At 41.3% G+C, this 24,844-nt stretch carries 21 protein-coding genes; 8 read left to right on the forward strand and 13 right to left on the reverse strand.

From position 1 onward, the window contains the following. Nucleotides 1-44 precede the first annotated feature (44 nt). Nucleotides 45-1,100 carry an isoaspartyl peptidase/L-asparaginase family protein gene (locus tag AC4IFO_RS16405; protein WP_490735961.1) on the forward strand — a complete coding sequence of 352 codons (1,056 nt, stop codon included), beginning with the start codon at nt 45-47 and terminating at the stop codon, nt 1,098-1,100. Between the two features lie 104 nt (nt 1,101-1,204). On the opposite strand, the gene AC4IFO_RS16410 is transcribed toward AC4IFO_RS16405, so the two are convergent. The 8 genes from AC4IFO_RS16410 to AC4IFO_RS16445 form a co-directional block, all read right to left on the reverse strand. Beyond that, on the reverse strand, nt 1,205-1,681 hold the full coding sequence (locus tag AC4IFO_RS16410; RefSeq protein ID WP_490735963.1) for a FidL-like protein: 477 nt from the start codon (nt 1,679-1,681) through the stop codon (nt 1,205-1,207). After that, nucleotides 1,682-2,647, reverse strand: a complete 966-nt coding sequence (locus AC4IFO_RS16415; RefSeq protein ID WP_490735965.1) for a winged helix-turn-helix domain-containing protein — start codon at nt 2,645-2,647, stop codon at nt 1,682-1,684. 440 nt (nt 2,648-3,087) lie between these two features. Further along, nucleotides 3,088-5,085, reverse strand: a complete 1,998-nt coding sequence (locus AC4IFO_RS16420) for a TonB-dependent receptor plug domain-containing protein (RefSeq protein ID WP_490735967.1) — start codon at nt 5,083-5,085, stop codon at nt 3,088-3,090. A gap of 133 nt (nt 5,086-5,218) precedes the next feature. Then, nucleotides 5,219-6,064 (reverse strand): ModD protein, encoded by an 846-nt coding sequence (gene modD, locus AC4IFO_RS16425; RefSeq protein WP_490735969.1) that lies wholly within the window; start codon nt 6,062-6,064, stop codon nt 5,219-5,221. Beyond that, the gene (locus AC4IFO_RS16430) at nt 6,061-6,879 is read right to left on the reverse strand and encodes a class I SAM-dependent methyltransferase (RefSeq protein ID WP_490735971.1); all 819 of its coding nucleotides are present in this window, start codon (nt 6,877-6,879) and stop codon (nt 6,061-6,063) included. Before AC4IFO_RS16430 ends, modD begins: the two co-directional genes overlap by 4 nt. An 11-nt stretch (nt 6,880-6,890) precedes the next feature. Continuing rightward, nucleotides 6,891-7,658: an ABC transporter ATP-binding protein gene (locus tag AC4IFO_RS16435; protein WP_490735973.1), complete on the reverse strand. Its 768-nt coding sequence runs from the start codon at nt 7,656-7,658 to the stop codon at nt 6,891-6,893. Continuing rightward, nucleotides 7,655-8,659, reverse strand: a complete 1,005-nt coding sequence (locus AC4IFO_RS16440) for a FecCD family ABC transporter permease (RefSeq protein WP_490736034.1) — start codon at nt 8,657-8,659, stop codon at nt 7,655-7,657. Before AC4IFO_RS16440 ends, AC4IFO_RS16435 begins: the two co-directional genes overlap by 4 nt. An 8-nt stretch (nt 8,660-8,667) precedes the next feature. Next, complete coding sequence (locus AC4IFO_RS16445) at nt 8,668-9,705, reverse strand: ABC transporter substrate-binding protein (protein ID WP_490735975.1); 1,038 nt, start codon at nt 9,703-9,705, stop codon at nt 8,668-8,670. A 200-nt stretch (nt 9,706-9,905) separates the two neighbouring features. Here AC4IFO_RS16445 and gntR point away from each other — a divergent pair, with 200 nt between their 5' ends. From gntR to gntU, 3 genes are all read left to right on the forward strand, one after another. After that, nucleotides 9,906-10,901 carry a gluconate operon transcriptional repressor GntR gene (gntR, locus tag AC4IFO_RS16450; RefSeq protein ID WP_490735977.1) on the forward strand — a complete coding sequence of 332 codons (996 nt, stop codon included), beginning with the start codon at nt 9,906-9,908 and terminating at the stop codon, nt 10,899-10,901. A gap of 469 nt (nt 10,902-11,370) precedes the next feature. Beyond that, nucleotides 11,371-11,913 (forward strand): gluconokinase, encoded by a 543-nt coding sequence (gntK, locus tag AC4IFO_RS16455; RefSeq protein ID WP_490735979.1) that lies wholly within the window; start codon nt 11,371-11,373, stop codon nt 11,911-11,913. Continuing rightward, nucleotides 11,910-13,265, forward strand: coding sequence for a gluconate transporter (gene gntU, locus AC4IFO_RS16460; protein WP_490735981.1), 1,356 nt, complete (start codon nt 11,910-11,912; stop codon nt 13,263-13,265). Before gntK ends, gntU begins: the two co-directional genes overlap by 4 nt. A gap of 239 nt (nt 13,266-13,504) precedes the next feature. Here the strand turns inward: gntU and AC4IFO_RS16465 are convergent, their stop codons facing one another. The 5 genes from AC4IFO_RS16465 to AC4IFO_RS16485 all read right to left on the reverse strand — a co-directional run bounded on the left by AC4IFO_RS16465 (nt 13,505) and on the right by AC4IFO_RS16485 (nt 19,134). After that, nucleotides 13,505-14,731, reverse strand: coding sequence for an SGNH/GDSL hydrolase family protein (locus AC4IFO_RS16465; protein ID WP_490735982.1), 1,227 nt, complete (start codon nt 14,729-14,731; stop codon nt 13,505-13,507). Then, nucleotides 14,703-15,869 carry an SGNH/GDSL hydrolase family protein gene (locus AC4IFO_RS16470; protein ID WP_490735984.1) on the reverse strand — a complete coding sequence of 389 codons (1,167 nt, stop codon included), beginning with the start codon at nt 15,867-15,869 and terminating at the stop codon, nt 14,703-14,705. Before AC4IFO_RS16470 ends, AC4IFO_RS16465 begins: the two co-directional genes overlap by 29 nt. After that, complete coding sequence (locus AC4IFO_RS16475) at nt 15,856-17,274, reverse strand: MBOAT family O-acyltransferase (RefSeq protein WP_490735986.1); 1,419 nt, start codon at nt 17,272-17,274, stop codon at nt 15,856-15,858. Before AC4IFO_RS16475 ends, AC4IFO_RS16470 begins: the two co-directional genes overlap by 14 nt. A 309-nt stretch (nt 17,275-17,583) precedes the next feature. Next, nucleotides 17,584-18,390, reverse strand: a complete 807-nt coding sequence (locus AC4IFO_RS16480; RefSeq protein ID WP_490735988.1) for a protein bax — start codon at nt 18,388-18,390, stop codon at nt 17,584-17,586. A gap of 561 nt (nt 18,391-18,951) precedes the next feature. Continuing rightward, nucleotides 18,952-19,134 carry a hypothetical protein gene (locus AC4IFO_RS16485; RefSeq protein ID WP_353243917.1) on the reverse strand — a complete coding sequence of 61 codons (183 nt, stop codon included), beginning with the start codon at nt 19,132-19,134 and terminating at the stop codon, nt 18,952-18,954. Nucleotides 19,135-19,388: 254 nt separating this feature from the next. On the opposite strand from AC4IFO_RS16485, the gene AC4IFO_RS16490 reads away from it, so the two are divergent. From AC4IFO_RS16490 to AC4IFO_RS16505, 4 genes are all read left to right on the forward strand, one after another. Further along, nucleotides 19,389-20,846, forward strand: coding sequence for a DUF4026 domain-containing protein (locus AC4IFO_RS16490; protein WP_490735990.1), 1,458 nt, complete (start codon nt 19,389-19,391; stop codon nt 20,844-20,846). Nucleotides 20,847-20,909: 63 nt separating this feature from the next. Next, nucleotides 20,910-21,368, forward strand: coding sequence for a regulatory protein RecX (locus AC4IFO_RS16495; protein WP_490735992.1), 459 nt, complete (start codon nt 20,910-20,912; stop codon nt 21,366-21,368). A gap of 290 nt (nt 21,369-21,658) precedes the next feature. Continuing rightward, on the forward strand, nt 21,659-23,017 hold the full coding sequence (dcuC, locus tag AC4IFO_RS16500; protein WP_490735994.1) for an anaerobic C4-dicarboxylate transporter DcuC: 1,359 nt from the start codon (nt 21,659-21,661) through the stop codon (nt 23,015-23,017). Between the two features lie 276 nt (nt 23,018-23,293). Then, on the forward strand, nt 23,294-24,553 hold the full coding sequence (locus AC4IFO_RS16505; RefSeq protein ID WP_490735996.1) for an aromatic amino acid transport family protein: 1,260 nt from the start codon (nt 23,294-23,296) through the stop codon (nt 24,551-24,553). The last annotated feature ends 291 nt before the right edge of the window (nt 24,554-24,844 follow it).

Genomic DNA, 24,844 nt, shown 5'->3' on the forward strand with positions numbered 1-24,844 from the left:
TACTAAGACCGGTATAACAACACGTACCTAATATATGGTTAATAATGAATAGTTTAGTGAGTGGAATACAATCATTAAAACATCAGACTAATGTTTTTTTATTATTAGCTATTATTTTTGTGTTCCCATCAGCGGCGCAGCAGAATAATTTCCGCCTCGTTATCCACGGTGGGGCGGGGGATATCACCTCAAAGCTGGTGTCACCGGAAATACAAAAAGAACACGAAGCCAAATTAACGGAAGCTTTGCAAGCTGGCTATGACATATTATCCAAAGGTGGGGATAGCTTGGATGCCGTGCAAGCTGCGGTAATTATTATGGAAGACTCCCCACTTTATAATGCAGGGAAAGGTTCATCGCTCACGGTGGATAATAAAGTTGAGTTGGATGCTTCAATTATGGATGGGCGTGACCATAAAGCAGGTGCAGTTGCTGGGGTCTCTAAGATTAAAAACCCCATTATGGCAGCTTACAAGGTGATGACGAAAAGCCCTTATGTCTTGATGGGGGGCATTGGAGCCGAACAGTTTGCGGCAGCTGAAGGGTTAGATATTGTCGACCCATCTTATTTTATTATTGAATCACGTATTGAGCAGTTAAAAAGAGTTAAAGAAATTAGTCATAAAATTGACCAAGAAAAAGGTATTGATGCTGCGTTATTTCAAGACCCACTGATGTATGACTATAAATATGGCACAGTGGGGGCGGTGGCTGTTGATATTCGGGGTAATTTAGCCGCAGCAACATCGACCGGTGGAAGTACGAATAAACACTATGGCCGTATTGGCGACTCGCCTATTGTGGGGGCGGGAACATATGCAGATAACAACACAATTGCTATTTCAACAACTGGTTTAGGTGAAGTTTTTATTCGCGCGGTGGCAGCTTATGACGTGGCGGCTCAAATAAAGTATCGCGATACTCCATTAGCGGAAGCTGCTATGAATACGCTGAATTCAGTAAAAGATATGGGGGGAAGTGGCGGTATTATTGCCGTGGATAACAAAGGTAATTTTGTTATGCAATTTAATACTAAAGGCATGTTCCGTGGAACGATTGGTTCTGATGGGATCCCTCAAGTAGCCATGTTTGGGCCATGATTTAATTTTTCTATCCTAGTCTATTTATTTTATGCCTTTCGCCATTATTAAAAATGATTTCCCATGTTGACGGTTTTGCCTACTGATTAGTAGGCTTTTTTTTATCATTGCATATTGCAAGTAAACGAAGAATAGGCTTCATCTTTTAAAATATAAACGTTATCTTCCATTCTGGTAATGTTCACATAATATTTTATTTTATCTTGTTCTAACTGAATAAAATTGGAAAATATATCAGGTGGGGTATTATCTGATGAAGTGATAGAAAGAGAGGTAAAGTTTATGGAAAAGTTACCTTTATAGTCAACTTGTTGATAATCAAAGTAGACGGCTCTGTCTAATCGGTAAGTTAGTTCATGGCTGTTAATATAACCATACATATTCATTCTACCATTACTGTCTTCTGCAAGTTGAATGGTCACTTTAGATTTTAAGTTTAGCCCATCTTGTGTTCCATTATCTTTAATCCATACAATTTCAGAATGGCAAATTTTTATATTCTCTTTATCTTTTTTTACAACATACGATGTAATAGCGGCTGAGGTTACTAAAATTAACGAGATAACAATATATTTTTTCATTTAAATTCTCTGATCGTTAATTGATACACAATCATATTTATTATTTATTTCCTTACAGATGCTGATAGCCACATTTTTATCAAATGAATAAGTTTTATTTAAATCAGATAACAGGATGACTCTTTTAGGTTCAGCACAAGAAATGTTATATTTTTCTAGCTTGGTATTAATAAATTCAATATTTTCATCTGAGGTTTTTCCTATCATATCAATAGGTGTTTGTATAACACAGTTGTCTCGAGTACTAACGGTAAGGTAATTACTAGTATCAATTTTTTTAGTGGAAAAGTCATACACTAATAAATAAACCAAGTAACAAGCCGCTAGCGTTGAAACCGCTAAGAGTATTAACTTTATTTTTTTGTTACCAATGTTTTTACTTTCTTGTTTTAGTGCTTTGTTTTCTATTGTTATTAGGTCATTTAGCGGAGTGTTTTCTTCATGACTTTCATTGGTAATAGTCAAAGGAGGCTCTAAAACTAATATATTTGGCTCATTAATAAAATCTGATGTTACTGATATTTCTGTTTTTTTTGTAAGACTTTCGACATAATCAAGTTTGTTATGGTGATAGGGTATTTCCTCATCATAGTGATTATCTTGATTAATAATTTCTTTTTTATAAAAAGAAACGGGGGCATCAAGGCGAAAGCCTTTCTTTGGAACTGTAACAATTAAGTGAGGGTCTATCCCTATTAGCTCAAGTTTTTTTCTTATTTCGCTAATATAGGTGTTTAAATTATTATTTGAACCCACAAGTCCGTGCTCTTCCCAAACATTAGTAAGAAGTTCATCACGGGTTGCAATGCCTTTTTTTAGGTTTAACGATATGATTTCACTAAATAACCTAGCTGCTGGTTTAGATAATTCGACATTTTGACTGCGATCAAGTTTTAAGTAAATTAAACTTGTTTTGTGTTCGAAAATATATTTTTCATCAATCGTATAGTCATGTAACTCATTCATAAAATTCCGTTTGCTCTCTCTAATTAAATGGAAATAGCAAAGCTACAAAAAATTGCAGCTAAATTAACTTAAATTAATTTTAGATAAAATCTACTTTTATTATTGTTATAGTCTAATTAGGGAATCAATTAACTGCAAGTATTGTAGGATGAGCAATTTTACTACTAATTAGCAAAATTATTGATTTGAGCGCGTTGTTGTTATTTAAAACTGTATTTTTTTAATTTTGATTTTTAATTTCGCTTTTAAATCTTTTTTGTTGTTAAAAAAAGATAAAAAACTATAAAGTTGTCAATAATAGGAATTATCTTACCTGTTGGGATAATTCCTAGGTATATACACATAGATTTGGTTTTTAATTAATAATTAACGTCAGTGTTTTATGGATGTGATAATAAATATTAGGCAAAGAATTAAATCTCTGCCTAATATATTATGGGCTAGTATTTATATTCAATACCTAACCAATAGTTACGGCCTTCTTCAATATAGCCATTTGTATACTCATAGGATTTATCAAATAGGTTATTTACTGAAGTATTGACGGAAACACCTTGGCCTAAGTCATAATCTAAACGCAGGTCAGTTTTGGCAAATCCACGTACTTTACTGTCATCATCCACATAGTTAAATGCCCAACTTCTAGCTTCTTCAGTCACCGTGATACTAAACGGCTCATAAGGGGTGAATTTCACCCAAGCAAAGGCTTTATGGGTTGGCAGCTCAGTAACGTGTTTGACGCTGTAGTGTTTAGGGTCGGCATGGATATAACCGTAGCTTAAACCAACTTCCATCCAATCAGTTACTTCACCCGTGGTTCCTAAATCTAAGCCAAAATAATCAACTTTTCCGCTATTGCGGTTCTCAAGGATATTGCCGCCATTTTTATTAACACCTACGCGGTGTGCCATGATGGCATCAGTAACGTGGTTATAATATACGCTGGAGGTATATGACCATTTCGGGTTGATATGCCCTTTATAGGTTAAGTCATAGGTTAGGGCGCGTTCTGCATCGATATGCGGGTTAATGACGAAGGTATCGTCACTTTTCATTTTTTCTTTGGTATAGCGTTCTTTTTGTGTTGGGAAACGGCTTCTTTCAGAAATAGAGAATTGTACTGTATCTTCGTTTGCTAAGTGATAACGTGCCATGGCTTCCCAGTTGAAGGCATGTTGGTTATTACCATCGTATTTTTCGAAATTTTCTTTATTATAATCATAACGCTTACCATCAGCGCTTTTACGCCAGTCATAACCAATGCTGCCGATAATATCTAAGTTATCTGTAGCGACCCATTGATATTCGGTTGCAATGGAATAGGTATTGTCTTTATAGCGGTCGAAAGGCACATCTTTTCTTGCGCGAGCACGGTGAACGTCTTCTTTCCAGTGTGCGGCGAATGACAGCATATCGAGTTCACGTACGGTGAAATCAACGCGCATGTCAGCACCGTTGCTGTAGTCATCGTAACGGCTGTAGTTATAGATACCTTTTTCGTAATCTTTGACCGATTTATATTGGTGCAAGGTATTTTTAAAGGTGTCGTGATAGAAACGGCTCTGTAGGGCTATGCCGTCAGTGACTTGAGTTGTCCCATTAAAATAGATACTTTCTTTATCGTAAGCGGGCCATTGCCAGTATTGCTGTTTTTTATTCGTGACACTCGGTGCGCTGTTCTTGTCACCATCTTGTTTAAGATAGGTCACAACATACTCATCGGCTTCACGTGGTGTCCAACCCACCTTGACCATCATCCGTTTGTCATCTGTTGCAGAGTTAGGGCGGCGTCCATTGCTTCCCGCTAATGGGTTGTCATTCTCAGATCCCGGGATCCCCATAAAACGCTGCTTATACTGACTACCACTGACTTGAATAAACCCTAAGTCATTGCGGCCACCCAAGCGAGCACTGATATTGTGGGCATTATCTGCACCGCGGGCAAAACCTTGGTTTAAGCTGATATTGGCTTCAAATGGTTTTTTCGGTGTTGCGGTGGTTAAGTTAATCGCACCACCCATCAAGTTTGGCCCTTGCAGTAACGAGGTATAACCCGTCGACAGCTCAACACTCGCCAACTCGCTAGTCATAAAGCGGCCTAAGTCTAACGTACCATCATAAGGCACATAGGTCGGAATACCATCAAAGAAGATAGGCACTTGGCGGCTATCAAAACCACGTACATTAACCTGTGTTTCGTTACGGTTACCTGATTTTTGAATAGAAACCCCAGGCATAGTACTCAGCGCCTGCGCTACGTTGGTTTTATTCAGTTGTTTCATTTGTTCTTCCGTGATGACATTGGCATCCGCCGCTAATGGCGTACTCCAAACAGACATCACGTCGGTGTTTTTTTCTGCTTTAGGGTCAGACGCGGCGTGCCCCTGTGCTGCGAATAAAGCCATCCCAACCAAATAGGTTATTTGTTTTATTTTCATTATGTCTTTCCAGTTTCATTAATTACGATATATTATTTTTTATATAACGATGTGCGTCATTAGCCATAAGTTAATGCAACCTACGGGGGTAGGCTGTTTTAGCGAATGGCTTTTTTAACGCAGACTTCTTAGGTTACTGCTTAAAAATCTTCACTTTTATATCTCGAGGCGCTGCATAATAAGGTGCTGATGTGACCAACAATGACACACCTGTTTTGGCGAACTCCTCAATGGTTTTCAAATTTATCCCACCTGCTAAAGATAACTGACAAGGCCGATTCTGCGCGTTAGCCAGAGTCTGTAATTGCTGAATTTGCTCTGTTGGCAATTTATCGAGCTGCACAATATCGGCTTGCGCTTTGATAGCAAGTTCAGCTTGTTGATAATCATCGGCTTCCACAATGATTAACTTTTCGGGGGCATTTTGGCGCAAAGCTTGCACATGCGCATTCCAATCATCTGGGTTTTCAAGGCATTGGCGATGGTTCGTAAACAGTAAAATACTTTCCGCGCTGCCTGTTCGGTGAATAATGGCGCCCCCTGCCAAAATCGCAGTTAAGGCAAGAGGCTTAGTGTTTGGAATGGTTTTTCGTGTACAGGCAAGTTGCCCATTGGGCTGATACTGGCGCAAGATAGCGACCATTTGCTGGGTGTAATGGCTGACACCACCGCACCATTCAAGGACGTTTTGCACCGCTTTCCAGCCTTGGTGTAAAGCATCAATCGGCCCTGTCGCACGAATTAAAACACTCTGTGGTTCAACAATTTGCCCATCAAAAGAGAGACATTCACACGCGATGCCGAGTTTTTCTAACATGCGTTTTGCAATGTGAATACCACTAACGCAGCCCCCTTGCTTGGAGGCGAATGTCATCACACCAAGTTGGGAGTGCAGCCCCAAGGCGCGGGTGGTTAAATCGCCATATTGAATGTCGTCTAACAAAAGCTGGTCAATTAATGCATCAGGTAGATAAATCATAGTGTAAGTTCCGATTCATCCACGACATCCCACGAGACCATCGCCCAGTCCCTTGATGGGTAAGATATTTTCTTACCTGATGCCGTTTGAATATCGTAATAACGGCGAAGAATATCGGTTTCTTCTGGTGTGATATTTTTGAGTGACCAATTGACGCTATCCACAAAGGCTTCAAAGCTATCAAAGCCACCTTTATTTGGGCTTTTAATGAAATCGACTCGGGCATTGATGCCCATTTGGTGCAGGATATTCACCGCATAAATATAGGTTGGTAAACGAACTACTTCACGGCCAATTTCACGGATAATATGTTCATCAATAAAGGTTGGATTAATGGTATGCGTAGTATAAACGCGCAGTTTTGTTTGGCGATTTAGCTTAAGCAGTGCTGCTTTTAAATCATCGACTAACGTTGAGCGGGAGGCGACAGAAATATCCACTTTAGGCAGTGTATCCCAGCTATCTTCCCACGCCAGTTGTTCGAAGTGAGCATTGGTAATACCGAGCTCTTTAGCGCGAAGTCGCGCCATTTCTAACATGCCGCCACTGTAATCAATACCAATAACCTCTTTAAACTCATTAGCGAGGCACAGACTAACCGAACCGGGGCCACAACCCACATCCAACAAAGTTTGTGCGCCCGTAAAATCCATCAGCTCACGAAAACGCAGTAAGTAGGGGTCATTAGGGTTGGCACAATTTTGCGCCATTTGCTGCGCTTTTTTATCCCAATGCTCGGGTTCCTTACGAGTTCTATGCGCTTGTTGCATATGTTCTTGGTACATTTTAGAAAAATCAATTTGGTTGATTAACATGATCCCTGACCTTAAAAAGAAAACGTTGATGGAAGCTGGAAGTGAGCTTGGATACTGCGCTCATCCACATTATAAAGTGCTGCCAAGTTAGTAAGTGTTAACATACTTTTTGATAAGCCTTGTCGTGCTTTTTGTTGTTTATCCAGCAAAATGACATTGTCGGCGATGGCGGCGGCGTGCTGTGGGTGATGGGTCGACATCAACACGGTCATGCCATGGGCTTTCAATTTCTCAATTTGCTCAAGTAGGCGAATTTGATTACCAAAATCGAGGCTAGCGGCAGGTTCATCCATAATCAGTAGTAAGGGTTTTTGAATTAATGCACGAGCGATTAAAACCAATTGTTTTTCGCCGCCACTGAGTGTGCTGTAAAGGCGAGTCGCAAGGTGAGGGATGTTCAACCGCTCGAGTTGTTGAAGTGCTTGGTTTTTTTCGGCGTCACCGGGGACAGAAAATAGGGAAATATGTGGGGTTAAGCCCATCATCACCATATCTAATACAGTAAAGGTAAAAGGCGTATCGTGAGCTTGCGGTACGTAAGCAATCACTTTCGCGATGTCCCGCTGTTTTAGCGATTTTATAGACTGATTATTGAGTAAGATATCGCCGTGGATCGCAGGTAGTAAACCTAATATCGTTCTCATTAACGTGGTTTTGCCACAACCATTCGCACCGAGCAGGCAAGTAATTTCCTTTTCAGGCAAGGAAAGATTGATGTCGTCAATGATTGCGGTGTTGTGATAGCCAATGGCAACGTTATTGAGGGTCATTATGCTCATTTGACCCGCCTTGTTTGCAATAAAATTGCTAAAAAGAACGGCGCACCCACCGCAGAGGTGAGGATCCCCAGCGGCAATTCAATCGCGGCGATAGTTCGAGCGAGGGTATCCGTTATCAATAGCATAATTGCCCCAATCGCCAGTGATGCGGGGAGCTGGTAACGAAAGTTAGCGCCCACTATCATTCGCGTAATATGGGGAACAATCAGCCCTATCCAACCAATAATACCGGCAATGGACACCGCACTTGCCGTGAGCAACGTGGCACAGACGATAAAGATAGCGCGTGTTAAACCCACATTTACCCCTAAGCTTTTGGCTTCTTCATCGGATAAGCTCAGTAAATTCATGCGCCAGCGTAATAATAGCAGCGGAATGATGCCTATTAACATTAATGGCAAGACAGACAAAAGGTCTTCCTGCGTAATGGATGACAGCCCGCCCAATAACCAAAACGTAATCGAGGGTAACTGGGTATAAGGGTCTGCCAAGATTTTCATTAATGAAATGGCGGAGCCACAAATAGCGCTGATGGCAACGCCCACAAGGACTAGCGATAAAATGGGATCGTGTTGGCGAGCAAGGCGCGCAATAAAGCACACAATAGCCACAGTAATTAAGCCCCCAATAAAGGCGGCTAATTGGATATAAATCAGTGATTGACCGAAGAAAATCCCGACAACGGCACCCACGCCAGCACCGGCGGATACCCCTAAAATATCGGGGGAAACCAACGGGTTGCGGAACATGCCTTGGTAAGCGGCACCCGCAATGGATAATCCACCACCAATAATAATTGCAGCTAATGTACGAGGGAAACGTATTTGCCAAAAAACGGTTTCATTACGCGGATCGCTAACATCAGCTTGAGAAGAAAATAAATTGGCAAATAGGCGGTACAGTTCATCGAGGGTAAGTGAATACTTACCACTCGTTAAAGCAATCACTAAGCTAACGAATAAAATGAGAATTAATAATAAGGGTTTAACCCCTTTGTTCATCATTCCACTCATGATTTTTCCATCAGTAAATCAACCTGCTCAACGGTTAATGGCGAATGATAGAAAAGTTCAAAGAATTCAGCGATATCTTGCTTTATCGTCGCGGCAATCCCGTCATCAAAGTGGCTTTGTAAACGGCGCATGCCAAGAAGGCGATTAACCCCAGGAGGGCCATCTAACCAGCCAAATGGCATACCCGTAAAGACAAGTAACTGTTGGTTTGCAATGGCATCTAACCCTTTCCACAGTGGGGAGGTCGTCATAAATTCAATGGCTTCATCATATTGCGTTATAATGATGTCAGGGTTCCATTGATAGAGCTGTTCCATGGAAACAGTGGTGAGCCCACGGAAATTTGGGATATCCACGACGTTACGTAAACCGAGCATTTCAATAGCCTCGGTGTGAATTGAGCCTTTGGCACCTGTTTCCAACCCTTTTGCCCCTCGAGCGAGGTAAAAACTTAACGGTTTTTGTTGCGGTTTATGAGCAAAGGCAACAGCATCATCCAAATAACGTTGGGCAAGCTGGCTGAGTTTTTGTGCTTGGAGTTCAACACCAAGCGTTTCACCAAGCTGAGTGAGTTGCTGAGGTGAGTCTTTTAACCCACCAGCAATCAATAAATAGGGAACATTGGTCTGTTTCGCCACTTTTTCCGCTTGTGAGCGATAAGTGTCATCGATATTACCTGTGTCTATAATCAAGTCAGGGTTATAAGACAAAAGTTGTTCTAACGATAGCGTGCTGCCTCGCCCCGCTAAGCGGCCGTAAACGGGTAAATCGAGCCATTGTTGTGCAAAAAGCCCAGTATGGCCTTTTTTCAATGAAATCGAGGCAAACCCCACCATTTTTTCAGGGGCTAGGGCAAACATCAGTAAATCAGAGGGTGGCCCTGAACTGATAACGCGTTGAATATGGTTTGCCGCAGGAAGCTTGCCAAAGAGGGCTTCTTCGACAAGACGCTGACCCCTAGCGAAACTTGGCAAACTGTAGAAAGCAGCAAGTAAGGCACTGGATTGAAGAAATTGTCTACGATTGATTGCCATAATAAATGTGAATACGCTCGTTATGATAATAGTTATATAGCGCGAAAATTAGCGGAGTCATACTGGAGAGTCAACCTGAAAAGTTGAGTTGTTAGAAAAACTCGACATTTGTGTGATGTAAATCAGTAACAAACATTGCTATCAATAAAAAGATAGCTGAACATAGAGAAAGTTAACTTAATAAATATCACTTTGGACTTATGAAGAAGAAAAGACCCTCGTTGCAGGATGTAGCAGACCAAGTCGGCGTCACAAAAATGACGGTGAGCCGTTTTTTACGCAACCCAGAGCAAGTTTCAGAGCCTCTGCGTGAGAAAATTGCCGAAGCGCTCGAAAGCTTGGGTTATATTCCTAATAAAGCGCCGGATATTTTGTCGAACGCAACCAGTCATGCGATAGGTGTTCTACTTCCTTCATTAACCAACCAAGTATTTGCGGAAGTGATCCGTGGTATTGAGGCCGTCACAGACCGCCATGGTTATCAAACTATGTTAGCCCACTACGGTTATTTACCTGAAAAAGAAGAAGAAAGGCTCACGTCGTTGCTATCGTATAATATCGATGGCGTTATTTTGGCAGAGCGAACGCACACTGAACGCACATTGCGGATGTTAAAAACAGCGGGTATCCCTGTTGTTGAAATCATGGACAGTGTTTCCCCTTGCTTAGATATTGCGGTGGGGATTGATAACTTTGAAGCTTCTCGCCAAATGACTCGCGCCATGATTGAGCGAGGCTGTCGCAAAGTGGTGTATATCGGGGCGAGGCATGATGAGAGAACGTTTATCCGCTTAAAAGGCTACGAACAAGCGATGTTAGATGCCAACCTCGAGCCGCGTAACGTGATGACGCAAGTCAGCTCATCCTATTCATTAGGTGCACAATTATTACACGATTGCCGCGCAAAATACCCTGATACTGATGGCTTGTTTTGTACCAATGATGACTTAGCAATTGGGGCAATATTCGAGTGCCAACGGTTGGGGATTAATATTCCGCAAGATTTAGCTATTTCAGGTTTCCACGGGCACGACGTAGGGCAAGTCATGACACCGAAGTTGGCCAGTATTCTTACCCCAAGAGACCAAATGGGACGTAAAGCGGCAGAGGTATTGCTGGCGCGAATGACGGGTAAGAAACTGACAGAGACGCATTTTGATGTGGGGTTTTCTCTACTCTCGGGGGAGAGCATCTAATTATTTCCCGTCGCTCCTCGTCATACTTCGCGCTGTCGCGTTGTTGGCTGCACTCACCAACCCTAGTCACATACTGGTGTATGCTCCTAGGGCTTGGCTCGATTGCCGCCTAGCGACACCACGAATTATTTAGAGGAATCTATCGAAGTAATATATTCAAAGAAACCCTTAGAATAATATAATTGAGAAAGTTAGTAGGGATAGGATAATTAATACATTTCATTGAAATAACTAAGGTTTTATTATTGGCTAGGATTGATTATTTTTATACCTCTTTCATTCTTCTTTTCTTCGTTCATTTTCCTTTCTCAGTCAGATTGAGATTAACATCACAGATCTGTTCTCTTATTCGCCAATTTTATTGCAATAAACCCGTACTGATAATAATGTTACCCGTAACAAAGTTACCGGTAACATTTTGCCGGATGATGAAAAGAATAGAACAACGATAAAGCCTGAGGAGTTTCCTATGAGTGATACCCAAAAACAAAACTACACATTTGTCCTAATGGGGGTATCGGGTAGCGGTAAATCAGCGGTTGCCAATGGGGTTGCACAACTATTACAAGCCGCTTTTTTGGATGGTGACTTTCTGCACCCTAAATCAAATATTTTAAAAATGGCATCGGGGCATGCCCTTAATGATGAAGACCGCCAGCCTTGGCTGGTGGCACTGAACCAAGCCATTTTCGCGATGCAAAGAACCAATAATATTTCGTTAGTGGTGTGTTCAGCACTGAAGAAAAAATACCGCGACATTTTAAGAGAAGATAATAAAAACTTATTTTTTATCTACTTAAAAGGTGATGCTAACGTAATAGAAGAACGGCTTAAAGCGCGTAAAGGGCACTTTTTCAAACCTGAAATGCTCAAAACGCAATTTGCAACCTTAGAAGAACCTAACGAAGCAGAAACTGATGTGCATATTGTGGATATTCGTCAATCTCTTGAAGACGTCATCGGTAATACCTGCTCAACGATTACACAGATTGTTTCGGGAGATAAAGTATGAATACCGTTGAAACCCTTAGCACACTGACGTTAGTGCTCACTGCAGTAGGTTCTGTCGTCTTATTATTATTTTTAGTGATGTATGCGCGCTTACATGCCTTTGTGGCCTTAATGATTGTCTCCATTGGTGCGGGTCTATTTTCAGGGATGCCTGTGCAGCAAATCACGGAAACTATGCAAAAAGGGATGGCTGGGACTCTAGGTTTCTTGGCAATCGTAGTTGCACTTGGTGCCATGTTTGGCAAAATTTTGCATGAAACAGGCGCATTAGACCAAGTCGCTAATAAACTACTTAACCTGTTTGGTGAAAAACGTGCGCACTATGCTGTGGGTGTCGCAGGGCTTATCTGTGCCTTACCTCTGTTTTTTGATGTGGCAATCGTCTTATTGATTGGTGTTGTTTTTGCGGTTGCTAACCGTACTGGCCATAACGTTGTTCGCTTGGCAATCCCATTATTTGCTGGGGTCGCGGCTGCGGCAGCCTTCTTACTACCTGGGCCAACGCCAATGCTCGTTGCATCGCAAATGGGGGCGGATTATGGCTGGATGATCTTAATCGGTTTATGTGCTGCTATCCCAAGTATGATTTTAGCGGGGCCATTATTCGGTAGTTTTATCAGTAAGTTTGTTCATATTGATATCCCTGCGGATTACCAAGCGCCGAAAACAGAGCATGGCAAGATGCCAGGTTTTGGATTCAGCTTATGTTTAGTGTTATTCCCACTCGTTCTCGTCGGTTTAAAAACCATTGGAACCCATTTTGTTGAGGCGAATTCAACCGCTGAACATTGGTTAGAATTTATTGGCCACCCATTCACTGCGCTATTGTTAGCATGTTTGGTGGCAATCTATGGTTTAGGTTTCCGTTATGGCCTAAATAAAGAAAAAGTGATGGAGATCTGCTCGGCAGCGATTCAGCCAGCTGGGATCATCTTACTGGTTACCGGTGCAGGTGGGGTATTCAAACAAATCCTGGTGGACTCAGGTGTCGGCCCTGCGCTGGGTGACTCTTTGATTGGTGCGGGTTTACCGATTGCGGTGGCATGTTTCGTATTAGCGGGTGCGGTGCGTGTGATCCAAGGCTCTGCAACAGTAGCGTGTCTAACAACGGTCGGTTTAGTGCTACCTGTTATCAGTGAGCTTGGCTATTCTGGCGCGCAGCTAGCTGCGTTAGCGATTTGTATTTCGGGTGGCTCGCTTATTTTAAGTCATGTGAATGACTCAGGCTTCTGGTTATTCGGTAAATTTACCGGTGCAACAGAAGCACAGACCCTGAAAACGTGGACAGTAATGGAAACTATCCTCGGTACAACAGGGGCAGTGGTTGGAATGATTTTCTTCGTTTTCTTATAATTTCATTTAGATAAAAAGTAAAAGGTCAGCATATGAGGCTGACCTTTCAGACTGCAGACAAACCGATTAGGTTTGACTGCAGGTTGGATTGGTTTTGAAAATAAACAAGAAAAATCAATTCATTGATTTTTGGCTGATAACACAAAGCAGGAAAAACCACGCTTTTATCCTGCTTTGTCAACAACCTTAAAGGTCAGCACATGAGGCTGACCTTTTTTTTGTTTATGCACGAAAGGCAATTACTGTAACAGCTGATTGAGCTGGCTGTATAAGCCTTGTGCGCTCTTCTTGTAGCCTTCGACAGATAAATGCACGTTATCAGGACGCGCTAAGTCTTGCGCTGCCCACGTACGAATTGAGCATGGACCGCCCATAAAGGCTTGCCAGTCCCAAAACAGCGTATTTTCTTGCGCTGCGACGGCTTTTTGAATTTGAATCACACTCATTAAATTCACGGGCATTTGAGCTTGGCAGCTGGCTGCATTGCTAAATTTCAGTGAATCATTCGGACCGACCAATAGAATCACGCTATTTGGCATTTGCTGGCGGATTAAACGAATTTTTGCCCGCAAGTTTTGCTCATAAGCGGTTAAATCTAACGTGTCGTTAAATGCTTCGTTGGTACCGTAGGCCAAAATCACCATATCTGGGGACATCTGCGCTAACGTTTCGCTCCATTGGGGCTGCCATTTATCGACCATCGTTAAGGTTGCGCCGTTAATTCCGAGTGCAGACACCATCACGCCAGGCTTTGTTGAGCGAACTAACCAACCACCAATTTTCAAGCTGTTGTCTTTGCTCACAGAAACTTGCGCAGGTAATTGGGTATTGACCGGTGTTGAGAAGCGCCACTGGTTCCCTGTTGCGGGTAATGCCACACTCGGGGAAACCGCAGGAGATACACGCATTTGTGAATCACTTGAGCCTTGATACAGCGCTTGTAGCTGATAAGCCCCTAGCGCGGGTTGTAATGGTTTCAATAACACATTGCTATTCGCGGCTTGTGGCTCTGCAATAAAGCCCCCTAGCGGGTAATCGAAGCGTTCATCTTTACGGCTTGAAGATAGTGACCACTCTTTTTTCTCACTCATGCGGTTGATGGTCGCAGTGCGTTGACCCGGAACCGAAATTGGCGGAATAAAGCCGGGGCCTGCATCACCATAGCGCTGCTGAAATAACGTTCTCAGATTGCCACTGAAAAAATCAGCCGCTGTGTGAGAGTCACCAATTTGGACAATATGCACTTGCTGGTTGCCTTGGCGCAATTTATTGGCGAATTGACGCAGGTTTGGTTCTGCATTATTCACTAATTGCCCACGTTCAACCGCGCTCTGACCTTTTGTCGAGCTAGGTGTTCGTGCTTTGTCTGATGTGTTCTGGCAAGACAGTAAGCCCAATGACAGCAGCGCAATAACGCTGCCAGCCAAAATTTTGGACTTAGCTTGACGCAGGTTGTTCAGTTTCATGAGGTTCCTTTTCTTCCTCTGCGAAGTGGATCAGTGAGAACACTTTTTCCGCGATGATCTGTTGGCCTTTTCCGCTGAAATGAATGCCATCACCACTTCGTAATTTAATTGTGCTGCTTTCGTCGCCGATATAGTCAGAGTAGGTATCGCCTTTATATTTAAAGACATCATTGACGGAGAAGTAAATTTCACCGTTGCTCTCGACTTCAGATTGGTAGAGGCTTCGTAAGAATTTCATACCATCAGATAGCGTATTTTTACGCATATTAGGGGGGCCAACCCAAATAACATCAACATTGTGCTGGCGAGCGGTGGATATTATATCACTAATCCGTTCGCGGTAAACATTTTCCCAATCTTCACTCTTAAATTTGACGTATTTATAACCAGCTTGAGGTGGCATATCCCACGGGTCATTAGGCCCTAAAAATACGACTAATACTTTTATATTTGGATTGTCATTCAAAGCCTTAGCAATCGTTTGTGGCCAGTTGAAAAAGCGTGGATAAGCGAGGCCAGTACTTTGCTTACTTAAATTAATGCTATCGATATTATATTTTTTTAATAGCATGTTTTTTACATGAGGTGCTACCCCCTGCATCATGGAGTCACCCGCAAATAAAACCTGCTGGCCTTTTTCGATATTGGCGATGTGTTTGGCAACAATCGGCTGGTTCTTTTTAACAGTAAAGCCGCCAAAATTCACCCCTTTCGCTTTTTCTCTTGCTTGCGGGCGTTTCAGTAATTCAGGGAAAGTGACAGACAAGCTTTCCGCTGGGTAAGTGTAACCATGAAGAAAGTGCAGACCCACTTGGAAATCTGCTGGGAAGACCAATTTTTTGCCTTGGTTTTCCAGTGCGAGCTGTGCGGCTTCTTTATCTTCTTGGGCTTTTTGCCCTGAGGCATGGTAAGCAAATGTGGAGCCAGCTTCTAACGCGCCATCATGCAAATAAGCACCATAATCCCAGACAGGGTTACCTGCCATTTTCGCCCATGGCGTATCTTGGTGGTATTTTTGCTGCCAGAAACGCTCTAGAGAGCCTTGGTTGAGCCAAATTAATAGCAAGCCAGCCACTAAGACAATCAGCAGCACCTGAACCATTCTAACAAGGGTCTTTTTAAACTCAGAAGTTAGCATAAATGAACCCCGGCATTCCTGAAGGCGAAAGCATAAACATAATGGTTAAAATAATGGCAAGGGGGATAGGGTAATAATACCAAGGCACGTCTTGATAACGTTTCGCGACAGCATGGTAGCCTTGCACAAAATAAGGATAAGCAATTAATAAGACCCAGAATGCAATCAATAAACCAAGGCTGGCTTGAATAGACGCAATAAAGCCCGGTGCAATGATTTGGTTAAGCATTAATATTGCATCATCAAAGGATTGGCTACGGAAAAAGATCCACGCAAAGCAGACAAAATGGAACGTAATAATGCGTGAAACCCAAGTAGAGAGTGTTTTATTGGGGATGACGTTTGTCCAGCCCAGCTTTTCCATACACAAAGTCTTAAGGTTGAGTAACACAATCCCTAAGCCATGAATCGCACCCCATACAACGAATGTCATTGCTGCACCGTGCCAAAGCCCTGAAATCACCATCGCAAGGAAGACGTTGGTATTCATTCGGCTAAAACCTTTGCGGTTACCACCAAGGGGGATGTAAATATAATCGCGAATAAAGGTGGATAAACTGATATGCCAGCGCGCCCAAAATTCTTTTAAGTTAGCGGCTAAATACGGGGCATTAAAGTTAACGGGTACTCTGAACCCTAATAATAAGGCTATCCCAGTCACAAGGTTGGTATAACCTGAAAAGTTAAAATAGATATTCCAAGCGTAGGCGTAGGTGGCAACAAGGATCTCACCAGCGCTATAACCCACAGGAGCATCAAAAACAGGGTTCACAAAATTCTCGGATAAATAAGAACTAAATAAGAATAGTTTTACCAAGGCTAATGAAATTAAAAGGATTGCTTTGCGGCTATCGAGAATTGTGCGAGTTTCAGCTTGGATTTGTGGAAGAAAGTTTTTAGCGCGGTTAATTGGACCCGCAACAATGCTAGGAAAAAATGCAAGGTATAGTGTTACGTCAAAAAAATCTGCTTTTTGAATTTCTTTTCGGCACACAGAAACCGTATAACTAACGGAATGAAAGGCATAGAAAGACAGCCCTAGCGGCGCCAGTATTTCTAAAATAGGTAGCCCAACACTAAAACCGAATTTATCTAAGGTTTGTTGGATGCTTTCTTGAAAGAAAGAATAATATTTGAAGTAAGTAAAACACCCAATAATACCTGTGGCGAGAATGACATAAATCCAACGATTGGAAAGCCAGTTCGTTACCCAGTTAGTTAATAAATAGATAAAAAGGGTATAACCAAATAAAATATAAGCAAATTCAGGACTAAAAGAATAAACAAAAAAATAGCTAGCAGTAATTAAAAGGCCATTTTGTAGTTTTGCACTGGGTTGACAGCCCCAATAAATAAGAAAAAAAATTAAAAAAGAGCCAAGAAACTCAAACGAGAAGAAATTCATATTAGACTCAAAGATGTTAATTATTTTGGTAGAAGATAGCATATGATATTTATTATCTGGTTGTATGCAATCAGAATCTTGCTCGTCATACTTTGAGCTACAGGGGTGTTGCCTTCACAAAGCGACCCTAGTCACATGCTTATGTATGCTCCTAGGGATATCTTCTCTTGCCGCCTTGCCACCACTTTAACTATTTAGAGCAACTGTTGAGATCTGAAAAAATCAAATAAATGCGGCTTAAAAAAAGAATAAAAAAAATCCACTTAGCGAAGTGGATTTTTTATGTCTTGTACCTGGTGATACAAAAATTTAGATGCGAGTGGATGCTCTTTTTTGAGCTTGTGTAATCAATTCTTCGTTACTCGCGTACATCTCTTGTAGATAACGGTTATAGGATGAACCTAACTCTGAGTACCCTTTCATATCATTAATAAGTTTAGTGGTATCTAACTCATCTTTTGATTGACGTTGCTTTGCTCGCGAACTGCGCAGAGATTCATAAGCATTGTGGGTATTCATATTCTTCATATAAGCCGTCACAGTGTCTTCTACTGAAGAGTATGTGGAATAGCCTTTCACTTTTCCTTGTTTGGTTTGACAGCCGCTACCGCAGCGCATACCAAATAAATTACCATTTTGTAGAGCCAGTTGTGATGTACCCCAACCAGACTCTGTTGCAGCTTGCGTTGCAACTAAGTGCGTTGGCATGATGTCAACACGACTAAGTAGCTTGTCCCAATTAATGCGTTTAGGGTTACTACATTTCACACCATAGCTATCACAAATTTGGCTAAGACGGCGCAATTCTTGAGCGCTCCACTTCTTGTTTGCACGAACGGATAACAACCAGTTACGTTCTTCCAAAATTTGCTTGTTCACTTTTTCAATTACAGGGACAACCGTTTTCAAAAATGCTTTCTTTCGTGGCGTACCAGAGGGATATTTTCGCAAATCAGGCAGTGAAGTTTTAGCCTGACTGACATTTTGCACAGTGCTACTTGAGTAGTCTTTACTGAGCATTTTGCTGGTACTGGTGGAGCCGATACTCAAGCTCGAAAATAACAATAAAAATAAGAAAGCGAAGACGGCTTTTGTCCTCATCGTTCGAGAGGGCATTTGCTTCTCCTAAGTTTCTCTGAACAAAATTCGAGCGAATAGTAGCAGAATAATTTTTCACGAGCTACATATATCCCGCTGACATTAGAGAAACTGCTGTATTATTTTGTTGTGTTTTTTATATTTTTGTGAATTAGATGATTTTAAATCGGTTATTAGTCCTTTGGGGTATATTCACTTATGTGATGTATAAATAAATCTATAGCATTTTCACTTTCATTGTGTTCACTTAAGTTAAATTCGATTAAAAAACAAACTGTTCACATGGTTATTGTAAGGTTATTTTGCTTAATAAGTGAGCGATCGATAGCCTATTTTTTGGTCAAAATGAGAAGTTAGTCCTTTTCTTAGACGTGATGACCGAGACCTAAGTACAATAAAAATAGTGCTCGTTAACGAAAATAGAAGGGCAAAAAAAACACTTTTTTGGGTGGCATTTAATGCTTTTTATATATGAAAATTTAGTCAATATATGGCTTGTTGAAGGAATATCTAAGAGCGTTATTTGGGGATAAAAACAAGGCCGATATAGAACCATATCGGCTTGAACAAAAAATGGATTTATGGCTTGTTTTGTTGGTGAAAACGAACACGCTCATGAAAGTATGCTTTTAGGTGATCTTCCATCTGGTGAATTTTTTGTTCTAATGCATTCACAAAGACGTCGTCATTATTCATATTGAAAACACGCTGCATTGCGAGGTCATCAACATATTCTTTTTGCGCTTGTGTTAAGTCAGCCATATTTTCATTACCTATCATTGGAATGGAGTCATTTACCCGTTATTTTAAGGTAAATAAAAGAAAGAGCACTATTGTGCCTCAGCCAATAGCGTATGAAAAGTAGAATAAATCATTGTCGAATAATGATAATTTACCTACTTAGATGAAATGTGGGGGATCAAATCACAATCTGAATTGGTTAAGAATATTCACAATATTCTTAATGAATATAAGCTGATATCCTCGCCTCAGTCACTTCTTAACAGGTCTGAATAATGAACAATAAACAATACTACCTTGATACAGCTGCGGGTGAAGGTGAAAAAGAAGCTTCCATGATGGTTGCTATTCCCGCATCTGAATTGACCTCTGCATTACTTGAGCAGCGCTTAGAAGAGCAAACCTATTTCACTGAAGGTGAAATTGATTATATTCCTGATGAAGACGGTTTCTTCTTTAGTTGTAAAAAAGGGGAAGAAGCGCTGCGTTTTTATGTGGCGTTAGTGGACAGCGACCCAGATTATGCGATTAACCCTTATTTTGCGACTGACCCAATTTCCCCTGAACTGTATGCCGAAGCCAGCGCTGCACCACAAGCGGTGATTGTTGAGTGTGTCTTCCAAGAGCAACCGTTGGTCAATTACCTGCAACAATTAAAAATTATCCAAATTTTAGTGCCCGACTTATTATTAGGACTAGATATTTCAGCGGCAGGGAAAGTCTTTACCCGTGAGTGGCTAAACTTCCAATTAATTGATGACTTAATGCCAAGCATTGATTCCTTATATGTTGTTCATGCAATTTACGACCAAGACGACAATGAAGATAAGCCCGAAGATGAACGTGCACCGACCATGTATTGGTTCCACACACACGGTTTAGCTCGTTGTGGGTTGTCTGAAGCAGAAATTATCATTCCGCACCCAATTTCGTCTTATTACGGTATTCCTGAGCTGTTCTGGAGTTTTGTGAATAACAGCATCACCCACGGTAAAATTGTGTTTAACGAGCCGATTTTTATTGGGCAAACACAATCAGGTTATGAATACTTGGTGGCATTACCCTTTGAAGAGGGTTTGTTACACGTAGGCAAATCAACACCAGTGGATGATTTAAAACCACTGGAGGAGATGAATTTCGAGTTTGGTGATGAAACTTCTGAGCGCTTTATGGGGGATTGGCACGATAGAGACGAATCTCACCAGCATCCATCCGCGATGTTATTTCGCGTAACGCAGGAAAACCCAACGCTGGAAAGCTTCTTTGAGGGGTTTGAAGATCAAAATGCGATGATGTTTATGCGTACCGATGAAGAAACTGCGGATATGTCACGTAAAGCGAAGCTGCGTTGGGAATATTTCACCCATATGTTGGATAACTATGGCCCGAAACCCGTAGCACAGAAAAAAGGTTTCTTTGCCAAATTCCTCGGTAAAAATGATGAAGAGCAAGAATCTGAATGGCGCTTCTTGGTGAAATGCGGTATTGGTTACCACGATGCGGAAGAGGATTTTGATGGTCACGAACACATGTGGTTCGAGCCTGTTTCATGGAATGGTGACCATTTTGAAGGGCGTTTAATTAACCATCCTTTCTATGTGCAAACGATGCAAGAAGGGGAGGTTTATCCATTAACCCGTGATGATATTACCGATTGGACAATCTATTTCCAAGACGGTAGCTACACGCCTGACACCATTTACAAATTGCTTAGTGGCGCACAAGTACATTAGTCGTGTTAGCCATGGTAGACTGGGCGCGCAATGCGCCCATTTTACTGTTAAAAGCTTAATATCATGAATGAATCTGACCTCTACCAATACGCCCTGTTTATGCTTTCACGCCGTGATTATGGAAAAGCTGAGCTATTTGCTCGGATGAAACGGCGTATGTACGAAAAAAATGACGGCATTATTGACGAAACTTTAATTGAACGGGTATTGGAAAGGCTAAATGAGCAACATTTTCTGGATGATAACCGCGTCGTTGCCTTGTTGCTGCAAGGCTATATACGCAAAGGTTATGGGCCGTTACGCATCAAACAAGAAATGCGCCAAAAGGGGTTCCCACAAACACTTGTCGACCAACATTTTGCCAATATCGACGTGGATTGGTTTGAAAAAGCCGCAGAGGTGCGCAGCAAAAAGTTTGGTGATGACCTACCCGATGATTTTAAAGAGAAAAGTAAGCAAATTCGCTACCTGCAATATCGCGGCTTTTTTGGTGATATGATTTACGAACTCTTTAGTGGGTAAAATTACTTATATTTATCAATGATGATAAACTTAAATGCCGTTAAGGCAGCTTATTGTGCTAAGCATTTCCTTATGAATAAAAGCCTTATCCTCCGTTGTTCAAAGAATAATCGATAAATTCAACTACCAATGTGGTTAGTTAAAAGATTTATTATTTATTTCTCTTGTGTTTTTACACATTTCTATATTAAAAAACATCTTCTGACATGATCATTGTCAGTGAATTTTGCTTAACTATTAGGCAGAGTAATTTTTTTATAATTACAAAATAAGACAGGCAGGAGAAACAAATGATTGAGCTCTTAATCGGCGTTATTGTCGCCATTGGAGTTGGGCGTTATATCATAAAAGGGTATTCGGCAACGGGCGTGTTAATGACGGGGGGTATTTTACTGTTAATCATCAGCGTACTGATGGGAAATAGTATTCTACCCAAAAATGTTCCTTCAACGGGGTGGCGTGCAACCGATATTCTGGAATATGTTAAATTCCTACTTATGAGCCGAGGTGGTGACCTTGGTATGATGATCATGGTGTTATGTGGGTTTGCTTCATATATGACTCACATTGGTGCCAACGATGTGGTGGTGAAAATTGCTTCTAAACCATTGAAAATGATCAACTCCCCTTACTTATTAATGGTAGCGGCTTATATTGTGGCCTGTTTAATGTCATTGGCCGTTTCCTCTGCGACAGGTTTGGGTGTGCTATTAATGGCAACCTTATTCCCTGTTATGGTTAACGTTGGAATTAGTCGTGGCGCTGCTGCTGCAATCTGTGCCTCTCCTGCCGCCATTATTCTTGCACCCACATCAGGTGATGTCATCTTAGCGGCACAAGCGGCTGAAATGCCGTTAGTTGATTTTGCATTCAAAACAACATTACCTATATCAATCGCCGCAATTGTGGCGATGTCGATTGCACATTTCTTCTGGCAACGTTACCTCGACAGAAAAGAGCACGTGAAAACAGAAATGTTAGATGTGAATGAAATCAAAACCCATGCACCTTCTTTTTATGCCATTTTACCCTTCACGCCAATTATTGGTGTGTTAGTGTTTGATGGCAAATGGGCACCTGAACTGCATATTGTTACGATTATTGTTGGTTGTATTATTTTAGCTGCGATTATTGAGTTTTTGCGCAGTTTCAGCGCCAAACACGTCTATGGTGGTTTAGAAGTTTGCTATAAAGGTATGGCAGAGGCTTTTGCTACCGTGGTGATGTTATTAGTGGCTGCGGGCGTATTTGCACAAGGTTTAAGCACCATCGGCTTTATTTCAGGGCTGATTAACCTTGCTCAATCCTTTGGTTCAGGTGCTATCGTGATGATGATTGCATTAGTGGTCATCACTATGTTAGCTGCGATGACAACGGGTTCAGGTAATGCACCATTCTATGCGTTTGTGGAATTGATCCCACACTTAGCAAAACAAATGGGTGTTAACCCAGCTTACTTGGTTATCCCAATGCTACAAGCGTCTAACTTGGGTCGTACGTTATCTCCAGTTTCAGGTGTTGTGGTTGCGGTTTCAGGTATGGCGAAAATTTCACCGTTTGAAGTGGTGAAAAGAACTTCTGTGCCAGTATTAGTGGGCTTGGTTGTGGTGGTTATCGCCACTGAGATTTTAGTCCCTATCTACCTGTAAATTATTAATTACTTTTATCAATGGCTGGGTTAATGACCCGGCCATTTTTTTATTACACATAAAATTAAATTCTTTATATATAAAAAATATTATTTCAATAACATGGAAAAGTATTTTTTAGCAGAATAATGACAATGCATTTTCTTATTTAACGTTATTAACGAGATCTGTGCCAAAAAGTTGAACGAAATAAATCGATTAAATTAGGTACTGATACGCATTTAATGCAAAATCAGCTCATCTTTTTACAATAACGTTAATGATGAAAATTACATAATGAGCACAATTGAAAAAGTTGCTACTGCAACAGATAAGCCAGTAAGTAAATGGACGTATCAAGATTTTACGTGGGTACTTTCTTTATTTGGCACAGCGGTTGGCGCAGGGGTTTTATTTCTACCAATCAAAGCGGGGGCTGGCGGTTTTTGGCCATTAGTTATCTTGGCATTAATTGCAACGCCTATGATTTGGTTGGCACATAAAGGGCTTGCACGGTTTGTTTTATCGTCTAAAAACCCAAATGCGGATATTACTGATACAGTTGAAGAACATTTCGGTAAAACAGGCGCGAACATTATTACCTTTGCTTATTTCTTTGCGATTTACCCAATCGTATTAATTTATGGCGTTGGAATAACAAATACCGTTGATTCATTCTTAGTGAATCAAATTGGTATGGACCCACTTCCTCGCTGGTTGCTCTCAGGGGTACTGATTGCAGCGATGACGGCGGGGGTGGTTTTTGGCCGTGATTTAATGCTAAAACTGACCTCTCTCATGGTTTATCCACTGGTGTTTATCTTATTAGCGCTGTCTTTGTATCTGATCCCAGAATGGAACATGTCAATGCTAGAAGTTGCACCTGACTGGAGTTCAATGCCTGTGGTGGTGTGGATGGCTATCCCATTGATTGTATTCTCATTTAACCATAGCCCAATCATTAGCCAATTTACTAAAGACCAACGCCAACAATTTGGTGATAAAGCAATTATCAAAACGGATATGATCACAGGTGGCGCAGCATTGATGCTCACTGGTTTCGTGATGTTCTTTGTTTTCTCGGTGGTGTTATCGTTGAGCCCAGCAGAATTGACGGTCGCAAAGGAGCAAAATATCAGTGTGTTATCGCATATTGCGAATATTAACCCTTCTCCGATTCTGTCCTATTTAGGCCCAATTGTTGCTTTTGCTGCCATCGTCTCAAGCTATTTTGGCCACTTCTTAGGAGCCCATGAAGGCTTAGTGGGTTTAATCAAATCACGTTCTTCTTTCTCACTGAAGAAAATTGAAATGGCGTCAATGCTGTTTATCGTGATCACCACATGGATTGTCACTATTCGTAACCCAAGCATTTTAGGGATGATTGAAACGATGGGGGCACCAATGATCGCCGCTATCCTATTCATTCTACCTGTTGTGTCGATGAATATTATTCCTGCAATGAAGAAATTTAGCACCTCAAAACTGGCGCAAATCTTTACGTTTATCTGCGGGTTAGCGTCAATTACATCGGTTATTTATGGCGCGTTCCAGTAAACAATTGAGAAAATAATGTACGAACAAAGCCACTGCCTCAACAGGTGGTGGCTTTTTTATATCAATAGGCAATAGGTTATAAGTATCGACATTGATATAACCTGATGGTTAAGCTAAATAGCGTGAAAATCACATACAGTTATAACTAAACGAACTAACTTATATGAAATAATTTCAAGTTCAGATAGTTGTCTACCGAAGAGTCTTAGGTAATATCTAGTGTCAACACAGCATCAAACCTCTTATTAGATACCTAATCTAGCCGTGTTTTTCCAGTGCATCATAACAAGG

The sequence above is a fragment of the Providencia sp. UF-224 genome (genome assembly GCF_058245955.1).